Consider the following 18,972-nt stretch of genomic DNA (forward strand, 5'->3'; position numbering starts at 1 on the left):
ATTGAGTTCAGAAAAAATCATATTAGGCATAGATCCTGGAACCACAATTATGGGTTTTGGTTTGATAAAAGTGGCAAATAAAAAAATGGAATTAATTGTTTTAGACGAATTAATTCTAAAAAATTATGATGATCATTATATAAAATTAAAATTAATTTTTGAACGTACCATTCAATTAATTGAAACATACCATCCAGATGAAATTGCAATTGAAGCTCCTTTTTTTGGTAAAAATGTACAATCCATGTTAAAATTAGGACGCGCACAAGGTGTTGCAATGGCTGCAGGATTATCTCGTGAAGTTCCAATTACTGAATATTCGCCAAAAAAAATTAAAATGGCAATTACTGGCAACGGAAATGCTAGTAAAGAACAAGTGGCAAAAATGCTTCAAAATTTATTAAAAATTAAAGAATTACCTACAAATTTAGATGCAACAGATGGTTTAGCCGCTGCTGTTTGTCATTTTTATAACAGCGGAAATGTTACCTTAGGAAAAAGTTATACCGGTTGGTCGGCCTTTGTAAAGCAAAATGGAGATAGAGTAAAAAAGTAATTAAATTACCACATCACACTCATAAAATTCATATTTTTTCTCAATTATTAATTGACGGTGTTCTCTAAATAAATGGTATTCTTTAGAGTTTTCCATTTTAACTCTATCTTCTTTAGAATTCCAAAATTCTACTAAAAAATATCTATTTGGCTCATTTCTATCTTTAAAAATATGAAAATGATCTAATCCCGCAGGCTTAGCTTCTGTCAATTCTTCAAATTTTTGAAGTTCAACAAACGTTATCCCTTCCCCTTCCTTAACTTTAAAAGAAACAATATAAGTATACATAATAGCTGTCGTTTTATCAAATTTACAACACCATATTGGTAAAAAAGGTAACAAAAATCACCTTTCATGTTTTTTTTTAAATGTGTACATTTATAACACTCAAATTTTTTTATTTTGGCTGGAATATATTTACATATACCGTTTTGTAAACAAGCATGTTACTACTGCGATTTTCATTTTTCTACTTCTTTAAAAAGAAAAGACGAAATGATTCTGGCTTTAAAAAATGAATTACTTTTAAGAAAAGATGAACTAAAAAATGAGTTTGTTGAAACTATTTATTTTGGAGGCGGAACACCTTCCCTTCTTAACACAGAAGAATTACAGTTACTACTTAATACTATTTATTGTAATTATAATGTAAATTCTAATCCTGAAATTACGTTGGAAGCAAATCCTGATGATTTATCGGAAGAAAAAATCATTGAATTATCAAAAACGCCTATAAATAGATTAAGCATTGGAATTCAATCTTTTTTTGATGATGATTTAAAATTTATGAATCGTGCGCATTCTGCAGAAGAATCTAAAAAATGTTTAAAGGTTGCGTTACAATATTTTAATAATATTACAATTGATCTTATTTATGGAGTACCAAATATGACAAACAAAAAATGGGTAAAAAACCTAAAAATTGCTTTTGATTTTGGTGTGCCTCATATATCTAGTTACGCTTTAACAGTTGAGGAAAAAACAGCATTAGATACTTTTATTAAAAAAGGAAAAGTTCCTCCAGTTGATGAAAACTTAGCTCTAGAACATTTTAATATTTTAACTGAAGAAACTGAAAAACAAGGATTTATACAGTATGAAATTTCAAATTTTGGCAAACCAAACTTTTTTTCAAAACATAACACTTCATATTGGTTGGGCGAAAATTATTTAGGAATTGGTCCATCGGCACATTCATTTAATGGAGCAGAAAGAGCTTGGAATGTTTCAAACAATGCAAAATATATAAACTCAATAAACGAAAATAAATTACCAATTGAAATAGAAAAGTTAACTGGAAACAATAGATTTAATGAATATATTATGACTGGTTTAAGAACCATTTGGGGCGTTTCATTTGAAAAAGTTGAAAAGGAATTTGGTGCTTTACGATTAGAATTATTGAAAAAAAATAGTGAACCATTTATTAATAAAGGTCTGTTAGAAGTTCAATTAAGCACGTTTGCAAGTCCAACGTTAGTAACTACAAAAAAAGGTAAATTTTTGGCTGATGGAATTGCAAGCGACTTGTTTATTATTTAAAATACTTAAAATGAACATTGAAGAATTTAGAGAATATTGCTTGTCAAAAAAACATGTAACCGAATGTTTTCCTTTTGATGAACAAACCTTGGTATTTAAAGTAGCTGGTAAAATGTTTGCTTTATCTGGTTTAGAAAAACATCCATCTACAGTTAATTTAAAATGCGATCCTGAAAAAGCTATCGAATTACGTGATGCACATCACGACATTATTGAAGGTTTTCATATGAGCAAAAAACATTGGAATACCATCATTATTGAAGGAGGTTTATCTAACCTATTTATTAAAGAATTAATAGATCATTCATACAATTTAGTAGTACAAGGACTCACAAAAAAATTGCAAAAAGAACTTGGTTTTATATAAATTAAATTAGTGTTTCTTTTTATATTCCGAGGGTGTTACACCTTTAACTGCTTTAAATTTTCTATTAAAATTTGCCAAATTATTAAACCCCGATTTGTATGAAATTTCAGTAATACTTAAATCGTTATTTTTTGCTAACAATTTACATGCGTTTCCAATTCTAACGTCAATTAAAAAATTAACAAAAGTTTTTGTAGTTCGTTGTTTAAAATACCTGCAAAATGCATTCGGAGTCATATTTGCAATGTCAGCAACTTCATTTAGGGTAATTTCTTTATGAAAATTATCCATTGTGTATTTAAAAATATCACTCATTCTTTTCCCTTCATCACCAGCATACTTTTTTAAATTTATCATTGATGATAATTTTCTTTTTTGTGCAGAAGAAATGATATTTAAAATTTCTAAAAATGAAGTAAACTGTTCGTATTTAGATAGTGATTTAATATTATACAGCAATAAATTCAATTCTTCTTTATTACTTAATACTTCATACCCTAAAATAGCATTATTAAAAAAATTTTGGAAATGTTCAAATTCAGGTAAATCAAAAAAGTGTTCACCATAAGAATTTTTAGAAAAAAACACAGTACTCATTTCACACTGCTGCTCAAATGCATCATCTCTTTTAAAAACGTGCGGTAAATTTTCACCAATCACAAAAATATCGCCTTCTTTAAATTCACCAACACAATCGCCAATTATATAAGTACCTTCCCCAACAATTACTGAACTTATTTGAATTTCTTTATGTTGATGTAATTTTTCGTAAAAAGTTTCACCTTTATATTGTTCCGTATATAAAGTAACATTTTCAGGTTTTGGTATTGTAAATGGTAAAACTTTCATTCAAAAAAAATATAAATCAAAATTAATCATTTTTTTTCAAAAAAATCAACAATTAAGGTAAAATAATACTATTATAAGTTAGAAATACTGATAAATTCATTAAAAACTTCTTATAAATTTGTATAAATCGAAAATTATGAAAATAAATTGGGAGGGCGTTATGCCAGCAGTTACTACTAAATTTAAAGATAATGACACACTAGATATCAACACTTTTAAAAAAAATATTAATGCTCAATTGGCCGCAGGTGTGAGCGGAATAATTTTAGGAGGAACACTTGGTGAAGCAAGTACCCTTACAAGTGAAGAGAAAAAAACTTTAATTTTAACCACCGTTAAATTAGTAAAGGGTAAAATACCTGTAATAATTAATATTGCCGAACAATCTACAACCAATGCCATTGAGGCTGCAAAAAAAGCAGCAGAATATGGAGCAAACGGTTTAATGATGTTACCTCCTATGCGATATAAAGCTGATGCCAGAGAAACTGTCACTTATTTTAAAAAAGTTGCCAACAGCACTTCGCTGCCAATTATGATCTATAACAATCCCATAGATTATGGAATTGAAGTAACCATTGATATGTTTGAAGAATTGTCCGAATGCAAAAATATTGAAGCGGTAAAAGAATCAACCAGAGATATTTCTAATGTTACAAGAATGAGAAACCGTTTCGGAAACCGTTTCGCTATTTTATGTGGCGTTGACACCTTAGCTTTAGAAAGTATTTTAATGGGTGCTAATGGTTGGGTTGCTGGTTTAGTTTGTGCATTCCCTGCAGAAACTGTTGCAATTTACAAACTTGCTAAAGCAGGTAAAATTAATGAAGCTCAAAAAATATACAGTTGGTTTTTGCCTTTGTTAGAATTAGATATAAGTACTAAATTAGTACAAAATATTAAATTGGCCGAAGTTGCAACAGGTCTTGGAACAGAAAATGTAAGAGAGCCTCGTTTACGTTTAATTGGCGAGGAACGCAAACGTGTATTAGCTATAATAAAAGATAGTTTAAAAACCCGACCAACTTTACCAAATTATAAAAATTTATAAATAGTTAATTTGGGTGTTTCCGCTAGCGGTCGTGCTTTCGGTTAAATCTTTTTTTGCAAAAATGCAAAAAAAGGATACCACCTCAATCACTAACACAAAACAAAAAAATCAAGAATGATTACAGGAAAAAATTATATTGGAAACCTTCTTTCTTCAATTGGAGATATCACTTTTCAAACATTTAATCCAAAAACCAATACCGAAAATACAGCTGTTTTTTATGAAGCATCTACAATAGAAATTGAAAAAGCAGCAGAATTAGCAACTAAAGCATTTCAAACATTTAAAAATACTTCTGGCTTAAAAAAAGCAGCATTTTTAAATGAAATTGCAAATGAAATTGAAGCTTTAGGAAACGAATTAATTGAAACATACTGTGCCGAAACAGGCTTACCAGAAGCAAGAGCAATGGGCGAACGAGGAAGAACACTATTTCAATTGCGTAGCTTTGCAAATTTAGTAAGCGAAGGCTCATGGCTAGAAGCCACCATAGACACCGAAGATTTAAACCGTCTCCCTATTCCCAAAGTAGATCTTCGAAAAATGTTAGTACCCATTGGTCCAGTTGTAGTTTTTGGAGCAAGTAATTTTCCTTTAGCATACTCTACAGCTGGTGGAGATACAGCTGCAGCTTTTGCAGCTGGTTGCCCGGTTATTGTAAAATCACATCCAATGCATGCTGGAACAGGAGAATTAGTAGCTTCTGCAATTATTAAAGCTGCCGAAAAAACAAATATGCCAAATGGTGTTTTTTCAAATTTAAATAGTAGCGGAATTGAAGTTGGTGCTACATTGGTTAAAAACCCTAATGTTAAAGCTGTTGGATTTACCGGAAGCATTATTGGCGGAAGAGCCTTATATAATATGGCAGCCGAACGACCTGAACCAATTCCAGTTTTTGCTGAAATGGGAAGTGTAAATCCAGTTATAATTTTACCAAATGCCGCCAAAAATAATGGTATAAATTGGGCAAAAACCTATGCAAGTTCTATAACTATGGGAGCTGGACAATTTTGCACAAATCCTGGTTTAATTTTAGGAATTAAAGGAACAGATTTAACAAATTTTATAAAAAAATTATCCGAAGAAATTTTACAAATTGAACCAACGTGTATGTTGCATCCTAAAATTATTGGCGCTTATGAAACAAACAAAGTAAAAATGCAAAATCAGAAAGGGCTGCAAACAACTGCCAATTTTGAAAATGAAACTTCACAAAATTATGGAAAGCAAATAATAACAACAGTTGAAGGAAATACTTTTTTAAATAATACAACATTACATCAAGAAGTTTTTGGTCCATTTTCAATGGTTGTTCAATGTGAAAATTTTCACCAATTAGAAGAAATTATTTCAAAATTAGAAGGACAATTAACTGGTACTATTTTAGCTGAAAATGGAGAATTAATGGCATACTCTAACATTATAAATGCACTTCAAAATAGAGTTGGACGTATTATATTTAATGGAGTTCCAACAGGTGTTGAAGTTTGTCCCGCAATGACTCATGGAGGTCCTTACCCTGCTTCAACGGATAGCCGATTTACTGCTGTTGGAGTTAACTCTATAAAACGTTGGGTTCGTCCGTTTAGTTTCCAAAATTGGCCTAATGAATTGTTACCTAGCGAACTTAAAAACGAAAACCCTTTAGGAATTTCGCGTTTAATAAATGGAGAAAATACCCGTAAACCAATAAACTAATTAATGAGTAAAAAAACATTTTTTTGCATTGACGCTCACACTTGCGGAAATCCAGTTAGGTTGGTAGCTGGAGGAATTCCTAATTTATTAGGCAAAAACATGAGTGAAAAACGTCAAAATTTTCTAAAAGAATTTGACTGGATTCGGAAAGGATTAATGTTTGAACCTCGCGGACATGATATGATGAGTGGTAGCATATTATATCCGCCAAATGATCCCGAAAATGATTTTTCTATTTTATTTATTGAAACTTCAGGATGTTTACCAATGTGCGGACATGGAACAATAGGAACGGTAACTATTGCGGTAGAAGAAGGTTTAATTACACCTAAAATTCCTGGAAAAATTAAAATGGAAGCGCCCGCTGGCATTATAGAAATTGAATATCAACAAACAGAAAAAAAGGTTGATTGGGTAAAATTAACCAATGTAAAAAGTTATTTAGCAGCAGAAAAATTAACTATAAATTGTCAGGAATTAGGAGAACTTAGTTTTGATGTTGCTTATGGCGGTAATTTCTATGCTATAATTGATCCACAAGAAAACTTTAGTGGAATTCAAGATTTCACTGCAAGTAAAATAATTCAATATTCTAACATTATTAGAAATCGCATTAACAAAAAGTATCCAAACTTGTTTATCCACCCAGAAAATGAAACTATTAGAGATGTAAGTCATATTATGTGGACAGGAAAACCAATTAATGCAACATCATCAGGTAGAAATGCAGTTTTTTATGGAGATAAAGCTATTGACCGATCACCCTGTGGTACTGGAACTTCGGCTCGTATGGCTCAACTATACGCAAAAGGAAAATTAAATATAGGTGAAGAATTTATTCACGAAAGTTATATTGGATCAATTTTTATTGGAAAAATTGAAAAAGAAACTACTATCAATGGAAATTTAGCAATTATTCCGAGTATTAAAGGTTGGGCAAAAATTTATGGCTATAACACCATAATTATTGATGATGACGATCCTTACGCACACGGTTTTCAAGTTTTATAAATTATGAGTAAAAAAGTTGTTGTAATTGGTGGCGGAATTATTGGATTATGTTCTGCTTATTTTTTAGCTAAAGAAGGAAATGAAGTTGTTATTGTTGATAAATCTGACATGTTAGATGGAGCTTCCTACGGAAATGCAGGTATGATTGTTCCAAGCCATATTATTCCTTTAGCGCAACCTGGAGTTATTCATAAAGGTATAAAATGGATGTTTAATCCAAAAAGTCCATTTTATATTAAACCAAGCGCTAATTCAGAATTGGTTAAATGGCTTTATAATTTCTATAAAAATTCAAATCAAACGCATGTAAACAATTCAATAAATCATCTAAAAAACATTTCATTTCTAAGTAAAGAATTGTATCAAGGTTTTGCAAATGAAAACAATTCTTTTCAATATGATGAAAAAGGTTTGTTAATGTTATTTCAAAATGAAAGAATTGCCGAAGAAGAAATTAAAGTTGCAGAAATTTCAAAAAAATTAGGCATTCATGTTGATTTTTTAGATAAAAATGGCATTAAAAACTTAGAAAAATCAACAACAATCAACGCAATTGGGGCTGTACATTATAAATCTGATGCACATTTATCACCCAATCTTTTTATAAGTTTTTTGAAAAAAGAACTCTTAAAAATGAATGTTCAATTATTAACAAATACTGAAATATTAAATTTTAAATTCGCTAATAATACTATAAAAGAAATCATCACTAACAATGGCATTATAAAAGCCGATTCATTTATTGTTTCCGCAGGTTCTTGGAGTGCTAAAATATTAAAAAAATTAGATATAAAACTGTTACTATTACCGGGAAAAGGCTACAGTTTTAATGTGCCAAAACAAGCCGAATCACCTTCTATTCCGTCAATTTTATGCGAAGGGAAAGTTGCAGTTACACCATTTAACACAAACATACGCTTTGGTGGAACTTTAGAAATCACCAACACTGATGACACTAAAATTAATTTTAAAAGATTGAATGGAATTGTTGAACATATCAATAGTTTTTACCCAAATTTAAAAATTGAAAATCCTAAACAAGAAAATGTTTGGCTTGGTTTTAGACCTTGCACTCCAACAGGACTTCCAATTATTGAAAGATCTAATAAATTTAATAATTTAGTTATTGCAACAGGCCATGCAATGATGGGTTTAAGTTTGGCTCCCGCAACGGGTAAATTAGTAAGTGAAATAGTTTCAAATAAAAAAACTACCATTGATATTTTGGCTTTTAAAACAAGTAATTAATTTTTATGTAATTTTGACACATGACTTTTAGTGATATTTTAATAAAATTACGCAAAATTGTTCGATCAATAAATTTAGAAAGTAAACGAGTTGAAAAAGAACAAGGAGTTAGCATTCCTCAATTATTATGTTTACAATTTTTAGCAGAGCAAAAAGATTATAGGACAAATGCTGCAAAACTTAAAACGTTTTTAAATTTAAACGCTAGTACTATTTCTGGAATTTTAAGACGTTTAGAAAAAAAAGGATTAGTTGCAAAACTACCTAAAACATTGGACAAAAGAGTTACGCTCATTTCTTTAACTGCAAACGGAATGGAGTTACTACAGTCTGCCCCTATTACTTTTCAACAAAAATTAAGTGAAAAATTACAAGCACTACCACCAGAAAAATTACAAATAATTACTGAAGGAATTGATTTGTTAACAAAACTAATGGAAGTTGAAGAAATTGATGCTTCACCAATTATTACAGCCGAAGAATTTGAATCAGAATAACTTCAAAATAACTTTTTAAATCATTCAATTTTATTTTTCATAATTCAATATGTTTCTGCAGAAACTAATTAAATATATTGAATTAAATAGCTATTAAACATATAAATTTATAAATAAATACGTATTTATGAGTTTTATCTATAATTTATTAAACACTGCATTAATTGTTTCTATAGAAACTATTTCGTATTTTAGCAAAAAACATACTAATTTAAAATACATAGATGCTAATAATACAAGTAAAAGATGGTGAAAATATTGAAAGAGCTTTAAAACGCTATAAAAGAAAAACCAGAAATACAAAACTTTTAAATCAATTAAAAGATAATAAACACTACACTAAAAAATCTATTAAAAAAAGAAAGCTAATAGACAAAGCTTCTTATAAACAATTTTTACAAGATCAGGAAAATAAATAAAATGAATAATTTTAAAGTATTTAATACTATAAACAAACCTCAAAAACAAGAAAAAGAAGAAATTGTAAACTTTTTATATCAACACTTAGATGAATATGGCGACACAAAAAGCGACATTTTAAAATGTTTAGACTTTGCTGTTCAAGATTCTGAAAATGCTTTAGGAGGTTTTGCTCTAATTTTAGAAGAAAACCAAGAAATTTTAGGCATAACTATTATAAACAAAACTGGAATGAAAGGTTATATTCCAGAGAACATTCTTGTTTACATTGCCGTACATAATAAAGCCAGAGGAAAAGGTGTTGGAAAAAGACTAATGAATAAAGCTATTGAATTAGCTGATGGCGATATTGCTTTACATGTAGAGCCAAACAATCCTGCAAAAAAATTATATGAAAAATTAGGTTTTGAGAACAAATACCTAGAAATGCGACTTAAAAAACAACACTAAAAAGTATGGCTTTTTTAGACATCATTGTTTTTGCTGTATATATGATTACAGTATTAGGAATAGGATTTTATTTCTTTAAAAAAAATAAAACTGTAACCGACTATTATATTGGTGGTGGCGAAATGAAAAGCTTGCACGTAGGGTTATCTGTTGTAGCAACTGATGTTGGTGGCGGGTTTTCAATTGGTTTAGGTGGATTAGGATTTATGATGGGTTTATCTGGATCCTGGATGCTATTTACAGGACTTATTGGGGCTTGGTTAAGCGCTGTTTTTTTAATTCCAAAAGTGGTAAAACAAGGTAATTTACTTGGTTTTTTAACATTTCCCGAATTTTTAAAACACAGTTATGGAAGAACGGTTGCTATGGCAGCTGGTATTATTTCATTTATTGGATATTTAGGTTTTACATCCTCTCAATTTTTAGCAGGTGCAAAATTAGCCGTTGGTACATTTCCATCACTTGATTTGAATCAAGCTTTGTTAATAATGGGTGGTATTGCACTTGTTTATACTGCATTTGGAGGTATGAAAGCAGTAATTTATACAGATACTTTTCAATGGATAATTTTAATGGCAGGCTTAATATTTGTTGGAATTCCATTTGCATACAGTTATTTAGGAGGTTATAAAGCTATCGTTGAAACACTTCCTCAAAAATATTTTTCATTACAAAATGTTTCATGGATTCAAATAGTAAACTGGTTTGTAATTATAGTTCCTATTTGGTTTGTTGGAATGACACTTTACCAAAGAATATACGCTTGTAAAGATGAAAAAACCGCAAAAAAAGCTTGGTTTATTGCAGGTATTTTTGAATATCCAATTATGGCATTTATGGGAGTAATTTTAGGATTATTTTCAAGAGTTGCAGCTGCAAAAGGAGTTTTTATTTCTGATGGATTTGAAACGGAATTAGGGATGGATCCTGAAATGGGAATGCCCTTGCTTTTAAAACATGTATTACCTATAGGACTTATGGGATTAATGTTATCGGCATATTTTTCAGCAATAATGTCTACAGCAGATAGCTGTTTGTTGGCAGCATCAGGTAATTTTGTAACAGATATTTTAGGCATTAAACATCTTAATAAAAAGAATATAACAATTTCACAAATTATCACTTTTATAGTTGGAGGAGTTGCAATAATTATTGCAACTACCATGAAAAGTGTATTAGAATTAATGTTATTATCATATTCATTTATGGTTTCAGGGCTTTTAATTCCAGTTTTAGGAATATTAATATCTAAAAAATCAAAGCCAAAAGCAGCTTTATCTTCAATGATTGTAGGAGGATCTTCTACATTAATTTTAACATTCATTGGAGTGGAAATTCCATATGGTTTTGACCCGATATTAATAGGAATTTCATTGTCTTTATTAACATATTTAGTCGTAAAAAAATAAGCGACAACAAAATTATCATGGAAAAAATAGTGACTATTGAGGAACTAAATTATTTAACAAATTTTAGAAAAAAATTACATCAATCTCCTGAACTATCCGGTTTTGAAAAACAAACAGTGCAAGCCGTTGTTGATGAATTAAAATTATGCAATCCAACAACTATTATAACCGAACTTGGAGGGCATGGAGTTGCTGCTGTTTTTAAAGGCAATTTAAAGGGAAAAACGGTACTTTTTAGAGCAGAATTAGATGCCTTACCAATTCAAGAAGAAAATACTTTTAATCATAAATCTAAATATTCTGGAATTTCACATAAATGTGGGCACGATGGTCATACTACAATATTAATAGGTTTAGCCAGAACGTTAAAAAACAATCCACTTTTAAAAGGTGAAATTATTTTATTATTTCAACCAGCAGAAGAAAATGGAGCTGGTGCAAAAGCAGTTTTAGAAGATGAAAAATTTAAATCGCTTCAACCCGATTTTGTTTTTGCATTACACAATGTACCAGATTATGATAATGGCACAATTATAATAAAAAACAATTCATTTACACCATCTGTTACAAGTTTAAAAATTACTTTAAAAGGAAAAACGGCTCATGCTGCAGAACCAGAAAACGGTATCAATCCAGATTTAGCTTTGCAAGAGTTAATTTTTGCTATTAAATCTATGGGAGATAATAATTTAGAAAGTGAAACATTTTCAGTAATTACAACGGTATATGCTACATTAGGTTCTAAAGATTATGGTATTTCAGCAGATTATGCTGAACTGCATTTTACAATTCGATGCTGGACAGCTAATCAATTAAATGATTTAAAAAAAATAATTTCTGCTAAAATAAAAAGTATCAGTGAAAAACATCAGCTTAAACATACGTTAGAGTGGATTTTTGAATTTGATTCAAATAAAAATAATGATGAAGCTGTTGCATCTATATTAAAAGCCGCAGAATCTAACTCATTTAAAGTTATAAAAAAACAAACACCTTTTAAATGGGGTGAGGATTTTGGCACATTTACCCAACAATATAAAGGCGCCATGTTTGCACTGGGTTCAGGAAAACAAACACCAGCATTGCATAACCCTGACTATGATTTTCCTGACGAAATAACACCTTATGGAATACAAATGTTTAACACAATAATTAAATTAATGTATGTATAATTCTGTTATTCAAATAAATAAATCAGCATTAAAAAACAATATAGATTTTATAAAATCATTAATTGATAAATCTGTAACCTTATCATCAGTTGTAAAAGGCAATGCATATGGTCATAGTATTTTAAAAATGATTCCTTTATTACAAAAATTAGAAGTAAATCACTTTTCTGTATATAGTTCTTTTGAAGCAAAACAAGTATTTAAAGTTGCAAAAAACAATTTTACAATACTAATTATGGGAGATATCAATAATACTGATGAAGATTGGATAATTGACAACGCTATAGAGTTCTTTGTTTTTAATATTAGCAGATTAAATCAAATGCTGTCAAAAGCAAAACAAAAAAAGAAAACTATAATTATTCATATTGAGATTGAAACTGGAATGAACCGAACTGGATTTAATGAAGAAGATTGGATTCAGATTATTCAGTTAGTAAATGCAAATAAAAACTTTATTAAAGTAAAAGGCTTGTGCACACATTTTGCCGGTGCGGAAAGTTTAAATAACTATGTTAGAGTTAAACAGCAACAAAAAAAATTTAAAAAGGCAATTAAGTTTTTTAAAACTCATGAAATTGTACCACAACAAATTCACTGTTCTTGTAGCGCTGCAGTTTTAGCATTTCCAACTAAAAATTATGATATGGTTAGAGTGGGAATTTTACAATATGGTTTGTGGCCAAGCAGAGAATCGTTTATTAAATATATATCTAAATTGAATATTAGCACCAATCCATTAAAACCTGTATTAAGTTGGAAATCATATATTATGGATATCAAACGTGTACCAAAAGGCGAATTTATTGGCTATGGAAGCTCTTTTTTGGCAGAAAACGAAACTGTTGTTGCATCTGTTCCAATTGGCTATGGTTATGGTTACAGCAGAAGTTTAAGTAACTTAGGAAGAGTTATAATTAATAACGTCAGATATAGTGTAATTGGCACTATTAATATGAATATGTTTCTGGTAGATATAACTTCAAGTAATACAATTGCTATAAATGATGAAGTTATTTTAATTGGGTCAAGTACAGATTTAGACATTCCATTATCTTCATTTTGTAATAATACCGATCAACTTAATTACGAGGTTTTATCAAGAATTGACAAGGATATTCCACGAACTATTACTTTATAATTATTACACAACAGAGCTAAAAAAGGGAAATGACAAAAAGAAAATTAATATTATTTAAATATGGCGGAAATGCCATGACAAATCAAAACCTAAAATCAAAGATATTAGAAAATATATGCGCTTTAAAAAATAAAGGGTTTCAAATTATAATTATCCACGGCGGAGGTCCTTTTATTAAAGAAACTCTTAAAGTTGCCAATATAAAATCCGATTTTATTGATGGGTTACGCAAAACTACCCCTGAAGCAATGGAATATGTAGAAATGGCTTTAAAAGGAAAAGTAAACGGAAACCTTGTTTCAATTATAAATAAAATGGGACATAAAGCTGTGGGATTATCAGGAAAAGATGGGCAAACTGTATTAGCTAAAAAACACCTACATACACACAAAAAAAACGGTAAAAAAGAACTTGTAGATTTAGGACAAGTTGGCGATGTAGAAAGCATTGACACAACTTTAATAGATTTATTATTAGAAAATGATTTTATCCCAGTAATCACTTGTATTGCTTCTGATAAAAGTGGAAATAATTATAATATTAACGGTGATATTTTTGCAGGAAATATTGCCGGAGCACTTTCCGCAGAACAGTATATTATTTTAACAGATGTTGATGGATTAATGCTTGATAAGGATAACCCTACTTCCATTATTCATGAACTTAAAGTAGCCGAAATAAATCATTTAAAAGAAATAAAATGTATTCAAGGAGGAATGATTCCTAAAATTGACTCTTGTGAAATTGCGCTAGAAAAAGGAGCAAAACTGGCAAGAATTATCAATGGAACTGTTCCTGAGCAGATTTCAGCACTTTTTGAACATCAAAAAATAGGAACTATTATTTCTGCATAATTTAAGAACTTAAAACATGATACAAAAAAATAATAAAACATATAATCAACTTGATCAAAACTATTATTTACAAACTTTTAAACGTTATCCAATAACATTTGACTACGGAAAAGGTGCAAATATTTGGGATGTTGAGGGTAATAAATATATAGATATGCTTGCTGGTATTGCTGTTAATAGCGTTGGTCATTGCCATCCAAAAGTGGTAAAAGCAATTCAAGATCAGGCAGCAAAATTAGTACATATTTCAAATTTTTATTTAAGTGAACCACAAGTAATGCTCTCAAAAAAACTGGTTGAATTATCAGGTCTGAATCGAGTGTTTTTAACAAATAGTGGAGCAGAATCAGTTGAAGGCGCCATTAAAATAGCACGTAAATATGCACATAGTATTGGACGCGGAGGAAATATCATTTCATTTGAAAACTCTTTTCACGGACGTACTTTAGCAACAATTGCTACAGGAAAAAAAGCCTATCAAAAAGGGTTTGAGCCAATTCCGAAGGGGTTTTTACAAGTGCCTTTTAACAGTATGGAATCTGTAGAAAAAGTGGTTGATAACAATACGGCTGCAATCATTATAGAACCAATTCAAGGGGAAGGTGGTATAAATATAGCTAACAAAACCTTTCTTAAAGCATTAAGAACTTTTTGTGATGAAAAACTTATTGTACTAATTTTTGATGAAATTCAGACTGGTATTGGTAGAACCGGAAAAATGTTTTCCAAAGAACATTTTGGAGTTGAACCAGATATTATGACGTTGGCTAAAGCATTAGGAAGTGGTGTTCCAATTGGCGCCATTCTTTCAAATGAAAAAGTAAGTTCGGCAATAGAATTTGGTGATCACGGAACCACTTTTGGAGGAAATCCATTAGTATGCGCAGCAGCACTGGCAACTATAGACGTTATTGAAACAGAAAGTCTTATGGAGCAGGCTGAAGAAAAAGGCGCTTGGCTAAAATCGGAAATTGCAGCAATGAAAAACCCAGCTATTAAAGATATTCGTGGAAAAGGATTGATGATAGGTGTAGAATTTAATTTTGGAACAAAACCTTTGGTATTAAAAATGCTTGAAAAAGGTGTGTTGGCAAATGCTACTTCCGATACTGTATTACGTTTAGTACCACCTTTAAATATAAGCTATAAAGATTTAGAAAAGGTAATGGAAGTATTAAAAAAATCATTAAAAGAACTAAAAAACAATGGCTAAAAAGAAAATAGGAATTATTGGCGCAACAGGTTATACTGGATCAGAATTGGTGCGTATTTTAACTAACCATCCGGATATTGAAATTACCATGATTACTTCTGAAACTAGAAAAGGAGAATTATTTTCTGATGTACATCCTTTTTTACAAGGAATTGCCAATCAAAAATTGGTATCAATCAATGACATAGATAAATACGAACTCGATCTTGTTTTTCTTGCATTGCCACATGGTGTTTCAATGGATTTTGTAAAACGCTTTAAAGACAGTTCTTTTAAAATTATTGATCTTTCTGGCGATTTTCGTTTAAATTCAAAAGAAGTTTATGAAAAATGGTATAAACTAAGTCATATTTTTCCTGAAGGTATTGAAAAAGCAGTTTTTGGTTGTCCTGAATTATATTTCGATAAAATTAAAGATGCAAATTTAATTGCAAATCCAGGTTGTTTTCCAACAACAGCTATTTTAGGGCTAGCACCTTTATTAAAAGCAAATCTAATTGAAGAAAATCAAATTATTGTAGATTCAAAAACAGGAGTTACAGGCGCTGGAATAAAAGCAAAAAATGTAAATCTTTATTCCAATGTAAATGATAATTTTAAGGCATACGGACTTAAATATCACAGACATACTGTAGAAATTCAAGGAATATTAGATGATGTTTCAGGGAAAGAAACACTTATACAATTTACACCGCATTTATTACCTGTAGATAGAGGAATTTTAACCACTATATACATACGCCCTAAAGAAAAAATGAACGAAATAAAACTTAAAGAACTTTACAAAACTTTTTATGCAAAAGCACCTTTTGTGCGTTTAAGGAAACAAGAACCAGCAATAAAAGATGTTAGGGGTACTAATTATTGTGATTTATTTGTAACTTATGACAAGCGAACCAATATGGTAATAGTTATTAGTGTAATTGATAATCTTATAAAAGGAGCAGCAGGACAAGCAGTTCAAAATATGAATATTATGTTTGGACTTGATGAAACAACTGGGCTTAATTTAATACCGTTAAACCCATAATTTAGAATAAAATTAATAAGCAATACTATAGATTGAAATGATTAAAAATATAACAAACGTAAGAGGAATAACTTGTTGGGGAGCACATACTGGTGTTAAATCTATGAAAAGAGATTTAGCCATTATTTATTCAAAAGTACCAGCAAGTGCGGCAGCAGTGTTTACACAAAACCAAGTTGTTGCAGCTCCAGTTACGGTATCAAGAAAACATATTGCAGATGGCAAAGCACAAGCTATTGTAATTAATGCTGGTAATGCAAATGCCGCAACAGGAAAACAAGGAATGGAAGGTGCTGAAGCTATGACAGAATCGTTAGCTGAAGAATTAAATATTGATAAAAATTTAGTGTTAGTTGCTTCCACTGGAATTATTGGTGTAAAATTCCCAACTACTGAAATTGTAAAAGGTATTCAAGAAAACGCAAAAAACTTAACCAACAGATCCAATGCAGGCTCTTTTGTTGCAAACGCAATTTTAACCACTGACACCTTTGCAAAAGAAGGTTTTATTGAATTTGAAGTAGACGGTCGTGAAATTAATATGGGAGGAGTAGCAAAAGGATCCGGTATGATTCATCCAAATATGGCTACAATGTTGGCGTTTATTGTTACTGATATTGCAATTGAACCTAAATTTTTAAAAACAATTGTGAAAGAAACCGTTGATAAATCATTTAACATGATTACAGTGGATGGAGATACATCTACCAATGATATGGTTATTGTATTAGCTAATGGTTTGGCTCAAAACGATATTATTAAATCAAAAAAAGATAAAGGCTACACTGTTTTTAAAAAGAATCTTGAAGAAATGATGGTGCATTTAGCACAACTTATTGTTTCAGATGGTGAAGGCGCTTCAAAGTTTATTGAATATGAAATAGTGAATGCTCCAACTGAAACTTATGCAAGAACAATGATTCGAAAAATTTCAGATTCTGCACTTGTTAAAACAGCTATGTTTGGGCGCGATCCAAATTGGGGAAGAATTATTAGTGCAGCTGGTAATGCTGGACTTCCGTTTGAATATGAAAAAATTGATTTATACATTGGTTCTGAAGTAAAAACCATAAAGGTTTTAGAAAAAGGAATTCCATTGGAATACGATCCATATTATATAAAGAAATTATTAAAGGAATCACACCTTAAAATTGTTTTGGATCTTCATAATGGCAAAGCCAAATCTAAAGGTTGGGGAACAGATTTAACTACAGATTATGTGTTATTTAATTCGGTATATACAACGTAATAACTTAAAGTGTTTAATATTTTTAAAGATTAAATAATTATGGCATATATTACTTTAAACAGAAAATCATTAAAAATAAATTACAATTATCTTCAACAATTGTTTAAAAAAAACAATATTGAATGGGCTCCTGTATTGAAAATGCTTTGTGGAAATAAAACCTATTTAGAATATGTTTTATCCTTAGGAGATGAACAAGTTTGTGATGCTAGATTATCAAATTTAATAAATATAAAATCTATAAATCCAAACAAAGAAACTATTTACATAAAACCACCCGCAAAAAGAAGTATTTCTAAAGTGGTAAAATATGCCGATGTTAGTTTTAATACCGAGTTTACAACCATAAAATGGTTATCTGAAGAAGCCGTAAAACAAGGTAAAGTTCATCGTATTATTATTATGATAGAATTAGGAGATTTACGAGAAGGTATTTTAGGAGAACATTTATTAGATTTTTATCATAAAGTTTTTGAATTACCAAACATTAATGTCACAGGAATTGGTGCAAATTTAAATTGCTTAAGTGGTATAATGCCTAGCAAAGACAAGCTAATTCAGTTAAGTTTATATGCGCAATTGATTGAAGCTAGATTTGGAAAAAAAATTGATTATGTTACTGGAGGTTCTTCGGTTATGATTCCTCTTTTACTAAAAAAACAAATTCCTAAAGGTATTAATCACTTTAGAATTGGTGAAACATTGTTTTTTGGTATAGATTTATTTAGCAATAAAACCATCACAAAAATGAAAGATGATGTTTTTTTATTGAATGCTGAAATAATTGAAATTACAGAAAAACCAATAGTTCCTTATGGTGAGATAGAAAAAAATCCATCAGGCGAAATTCTTGAAATTAATCCTGAAGATTATGGAACTACACATAAAAGAGGAATTTTAGATATTGGTTTGTTAGACATTGCTACAACTGATTTTTTAGAACCCGTTGATAAAAAAATTACATTTATTGGAGCTAGTTCGGATATGTTAGTAGTAGATTTAAGTGAATCATCAAAAAAGTATCAAATTGGAGGTGTTGTTTCATTTAAAATGAAATATATGGGAGCTTTGCGAATTATGAATTCTAAATATATAGATAAAAAACTTCATTAAATAACAACGCTTGATTTTAATGCATCAACTTTACACAAATACAAAGTATATTTTAAAAAATTCATTAAATTTAAACTTCTTTAATTATAGAAAATTTTA

General features: G+C 29.9%; 20 protein-coding genes. 18 read left to right on the forward strand and 2 right to left on the reverse strand.

What is annotated here, in order from left to right:
• Nucleotide 1: 1 nt before the first annotated feature.
• The gene (gene ruvC, locus BM335_RS08585) at nucleotides 2-556 is read left to right on the forward strand and encodes a crossover junction endodeoxyribonuclease RuvC (RefSeq protein ID WP_090225614.1); all 555 of its coding nucleotides are present in this window, start codon (nucleotides 2-4) and stop codon (nucleotides 554-556) included.
• Here ruvC and BM335_RS08590 read toward each other — a convergent pair whose 3' ends face one another.
• Nucleotides 557-844: a putative quinol monooxygenase gene (locus tag BM335_RS08590; RefSeq protein WP_090225468.1), complete on the reverse strand. Its 288-nt coding sequence runs from the start codon at nucleotides 842-844 to the stop codon at nucleotides 557-559. It lies immediately after the preceding gene.
• A 114-nt stretch (nucleotides 845-958) separates the two neighbouring features.
• On the opposite strand from BM335_RS08590, the gene hemW reads away from it, so the two are divergent.
• Both hemW and BM335_RS08600 read left to right on the forward strand, forming a co-directional pair.
• Nucleotides 959-2,098 (forward strand): radical SAM family heme chaperone HemW, encoded by a 1,140-nt coding sequence (gene hemW / locus BM335_RS08595; RefSeq protein ID WP_090225471.1) that lies wholly within the window; start codon nucleotides 959-961, stop codon nucleotides 2,096-2,098.
• Between the two features lie 10 nt (nucleotides 2,099-2,108).
• Complete coding sequence (locus tag BM335_RS08600) at nucleotides 2,109-2,465, forward strand: MmcQ/YjbR family DNA-binding protein (protein ID WP_090225616.1); 357 nt, start codon at nucleotides 2,109-2,111, stop codon at nucleotides 2,463-2,465.
• Between the two features lie 6 nt (nucleotides 2,466-2,471).
• On the opposite strand, the gene BM335_RS08605 is transcribed toward BM335_RS08600, so the two are convergent.
• Nucleotides 2,472-3,314: an AraC family transcriptional regulator gene (locus BM335_RS08605; protein ID WP_090225473.1), complete on the reverse strand. Its 843-nt coding sequence runs from the start codon at nucleotides 3,312-3,314 to the stop codon at nucleotides 2,472-2,474.
• A gap of 136 nt (nucleotides 3,315-3,450) precedes the next feature.
• Between BM335_RS08605 and BM335_RS08610 the strand changes: the two genes are divergently transcribed.
• From BM335_RS08610 to BM335_RS08680, 15 genes are all read left to right on the forward strand, one after another.
• Nucleotides 3,451-4,365, forward strand: coding sequence for a dihydrodipicolinate synthase family protein (locus BM335_RS08610; protein WP_090225475.1), 915 nt, complete (start codon nucleotides 3,451-3,453; stop codon nucleotides 4,363-4,365).
• A 114-nt stretch (nucleotides 4,366-4,479) separates the two neighbouring features.
• Nucleotides 4,480-6,066: an aldehyde dehydrogenase (NADP(+)) gene (locus tag BM335_RS08615; RefSeq protein ID WP_090225477.1), complete on the forward strand. Its 1,587-nt coding sequence runs from the start codon at nucleotides 4,480-4,482 to the stop codon at nucleotides 6,064-6,066.
• 3 nt (nucleotides 6,067-6,069) lie between these two features.
• Nucleotides 6,070-7,077, forward strand: coding sequence for a 4-hydroxyproline epimerase (locus BM335_RS08620; protein ID WP_090225480.1), 1,008 nt, complete (start codon nucleotides 6,070-6,072; stop codon nucleotides 7,075-7,077).
• A gap of 3 nt (nucleotides 7,078-7,080) precedes the next feature.
• The gene (locus tag BM335_RS08625; protein WP_090225483.1) at nucleotides 7,081-8,325 is read left to right on the forward strand and encodes an NAD(P)/FAD-dependent oxidoreductase; all 1,245 of its coding nucleotides are present in this window, start codon (nucleotides 7,081-7,083) and stop codon (nucleotides 8,323-8,325) included.
• A gap of 20 nt (nucleotides 8,326-8,345) precedes the next feature.
• Nucleotides 8,346-8,822 (forward strand): MarR family winged helix-turn-helix transcriptional regulator, encoded by a 477-nt coding sequence (locus BM335_RS08630; RefSeq protein ID WP_090225486.1) that lies wholly within the window; start codon nucleotides 8,346-8,348, stop codon nucleotides 8,820-8,822.
• Nucleotides 8,823-9,046: 224 nt separating this feature from the next.
• Complete coding sequence (gene rpsU / locus BM335_RS08635) at nucleotides 9,047-9,241, forward strand: 30S ribosomal protein S21 (protein ID WP_090225488.1); 195 nt, start codon at nucleotides 9,047-9,049, stop codon at nucleotides 9,239-9,241.
• A 1-nt stretch (nucleotide 9,242) separates the two neighbouring features.
• Complete coding sequence (locus BM335_RS08640) at nucleotides 9,243-9,692, forward strand: GNAT family N-acetyltransferase (RefSeq protein ID WP_090225491.1); 450 nt, start codon at nucleotides 9,243-9,245, stop codon at nucleotides 9,690-9,692.
• Nucleotides 9,693-9,697: 5 nt separating this feature from the next.
• Complete coding sequence (locus BM335_RS08645; protein ID WP_090225494.1) at nucleotides 9,698-11,101, forward strand: sodium:solute symporter family protein; 1,404 nt, start codon at nucleotides 9,698-9,700, stop codon at nucleotides 11,099-11,101.
• 17 nt (nucleotides 11,102-11,118) lie between these two features.
• Nucleotides 11,119-12,273, forward strand: coding sequence for an amidohydrolase (locus tag BM335_RS08650; protein ID WP_090225496.1), 1,155 nt, complete (start codon nucleotides 11,119-11,121; stop codon nucleotides 12,271-12,273).
• Entirely contained in the window at nucleotides 12,266-13,414 is a 1,149-nt protein-coding gene (gene alr / locus BM335_RS08655; protein ID WP_090225498.1) for an alanine racemase, read from the forward strand. Before BM335_RS08650 ends, alr begins: the two co-directional genes overlap by 8 nt.
• 29 nt (nucleotides 13,415-13,443) lie before the next feature.
• Nucleotides 13,444-14,268 carry an acetylglutamate kinase gene (gene argB / locus BM335_RS08660; RefSeq protein ID WP_090225500.1) on the forward strand — a complete coding sequence of 275 codons (825 nt, stop codon included), beginning with the start codon at nucleotides 13,444-13,446 and terminating at the stop codon, nucleotides 14,266-14,268.
• A 16-nt stretch (nucleotides 14,269-14,284) separates the two neighbouring features.
• A complete protein-coding gene (locus BM335_RS08665) occupies nucleotides 14,285-15,481 on the forward strand; it encodes an aspartate aminotransferase family protein (RefSeq protein ID WP_090225503.1) in 1,197 nt (398 codons plus the stop codon).
• On the forward strand, nucleotides 15,474-16,511 hold the full coding sequence (gene argC, locus BM335_RS08670; protein WP_090225505.1) for an N-acetyl-gamma-glutamyl-phosphate reductase: 1,038 nt from the start codon (nucleotides 15,474-15,476) through the stop codon (nucleotides 16,509-16,511). The genes BM335_RS08665 and argC overlap by 8 nt, the downstream gene beginning before the upstream one ends.
• A gap of 37 nt (nucleotides 16,512-16,548) precedes the next feature.
• On the forward strand, nucleotides 16,549-17,760 hold the full coding sequence (argJ, locus tag BM335_RS08675; RefSeq protein ID WP_090225508.1) for a bifunctional glutamate N-acetyltransferase/amino-acid acetyltransferase ArgJ: 1,212 nt from the start codon (nucleotides 16,549-16,551) through the stop codon (nucleotides 17,758-17,760).
• Nucleotides 17,761-17,799: 39 nt separating this feature from the next.
• A complete protein-coding gene (locus BM335_RS08680) occupies nucleotides 17,800-18,873 on the forward strand; it encodes an alanine racemase (RefSeq protein ID WP_090225511.1) in 1,074 nt (357 codons plus the stop codon).
• Nucleotides 18,874-18,972 lie beyond the last annotated feature (99 nt).

It is taken from the genome of Lutibacter maritimus (assembly GCF_900116115.1).
Taxonomy (GTDB): Bacteria; Bacteroidota; Bacteroidia; order Flavobacteriales; family Flavobacteriaceae; genus Lutibacter; species Lutibacter maritimus.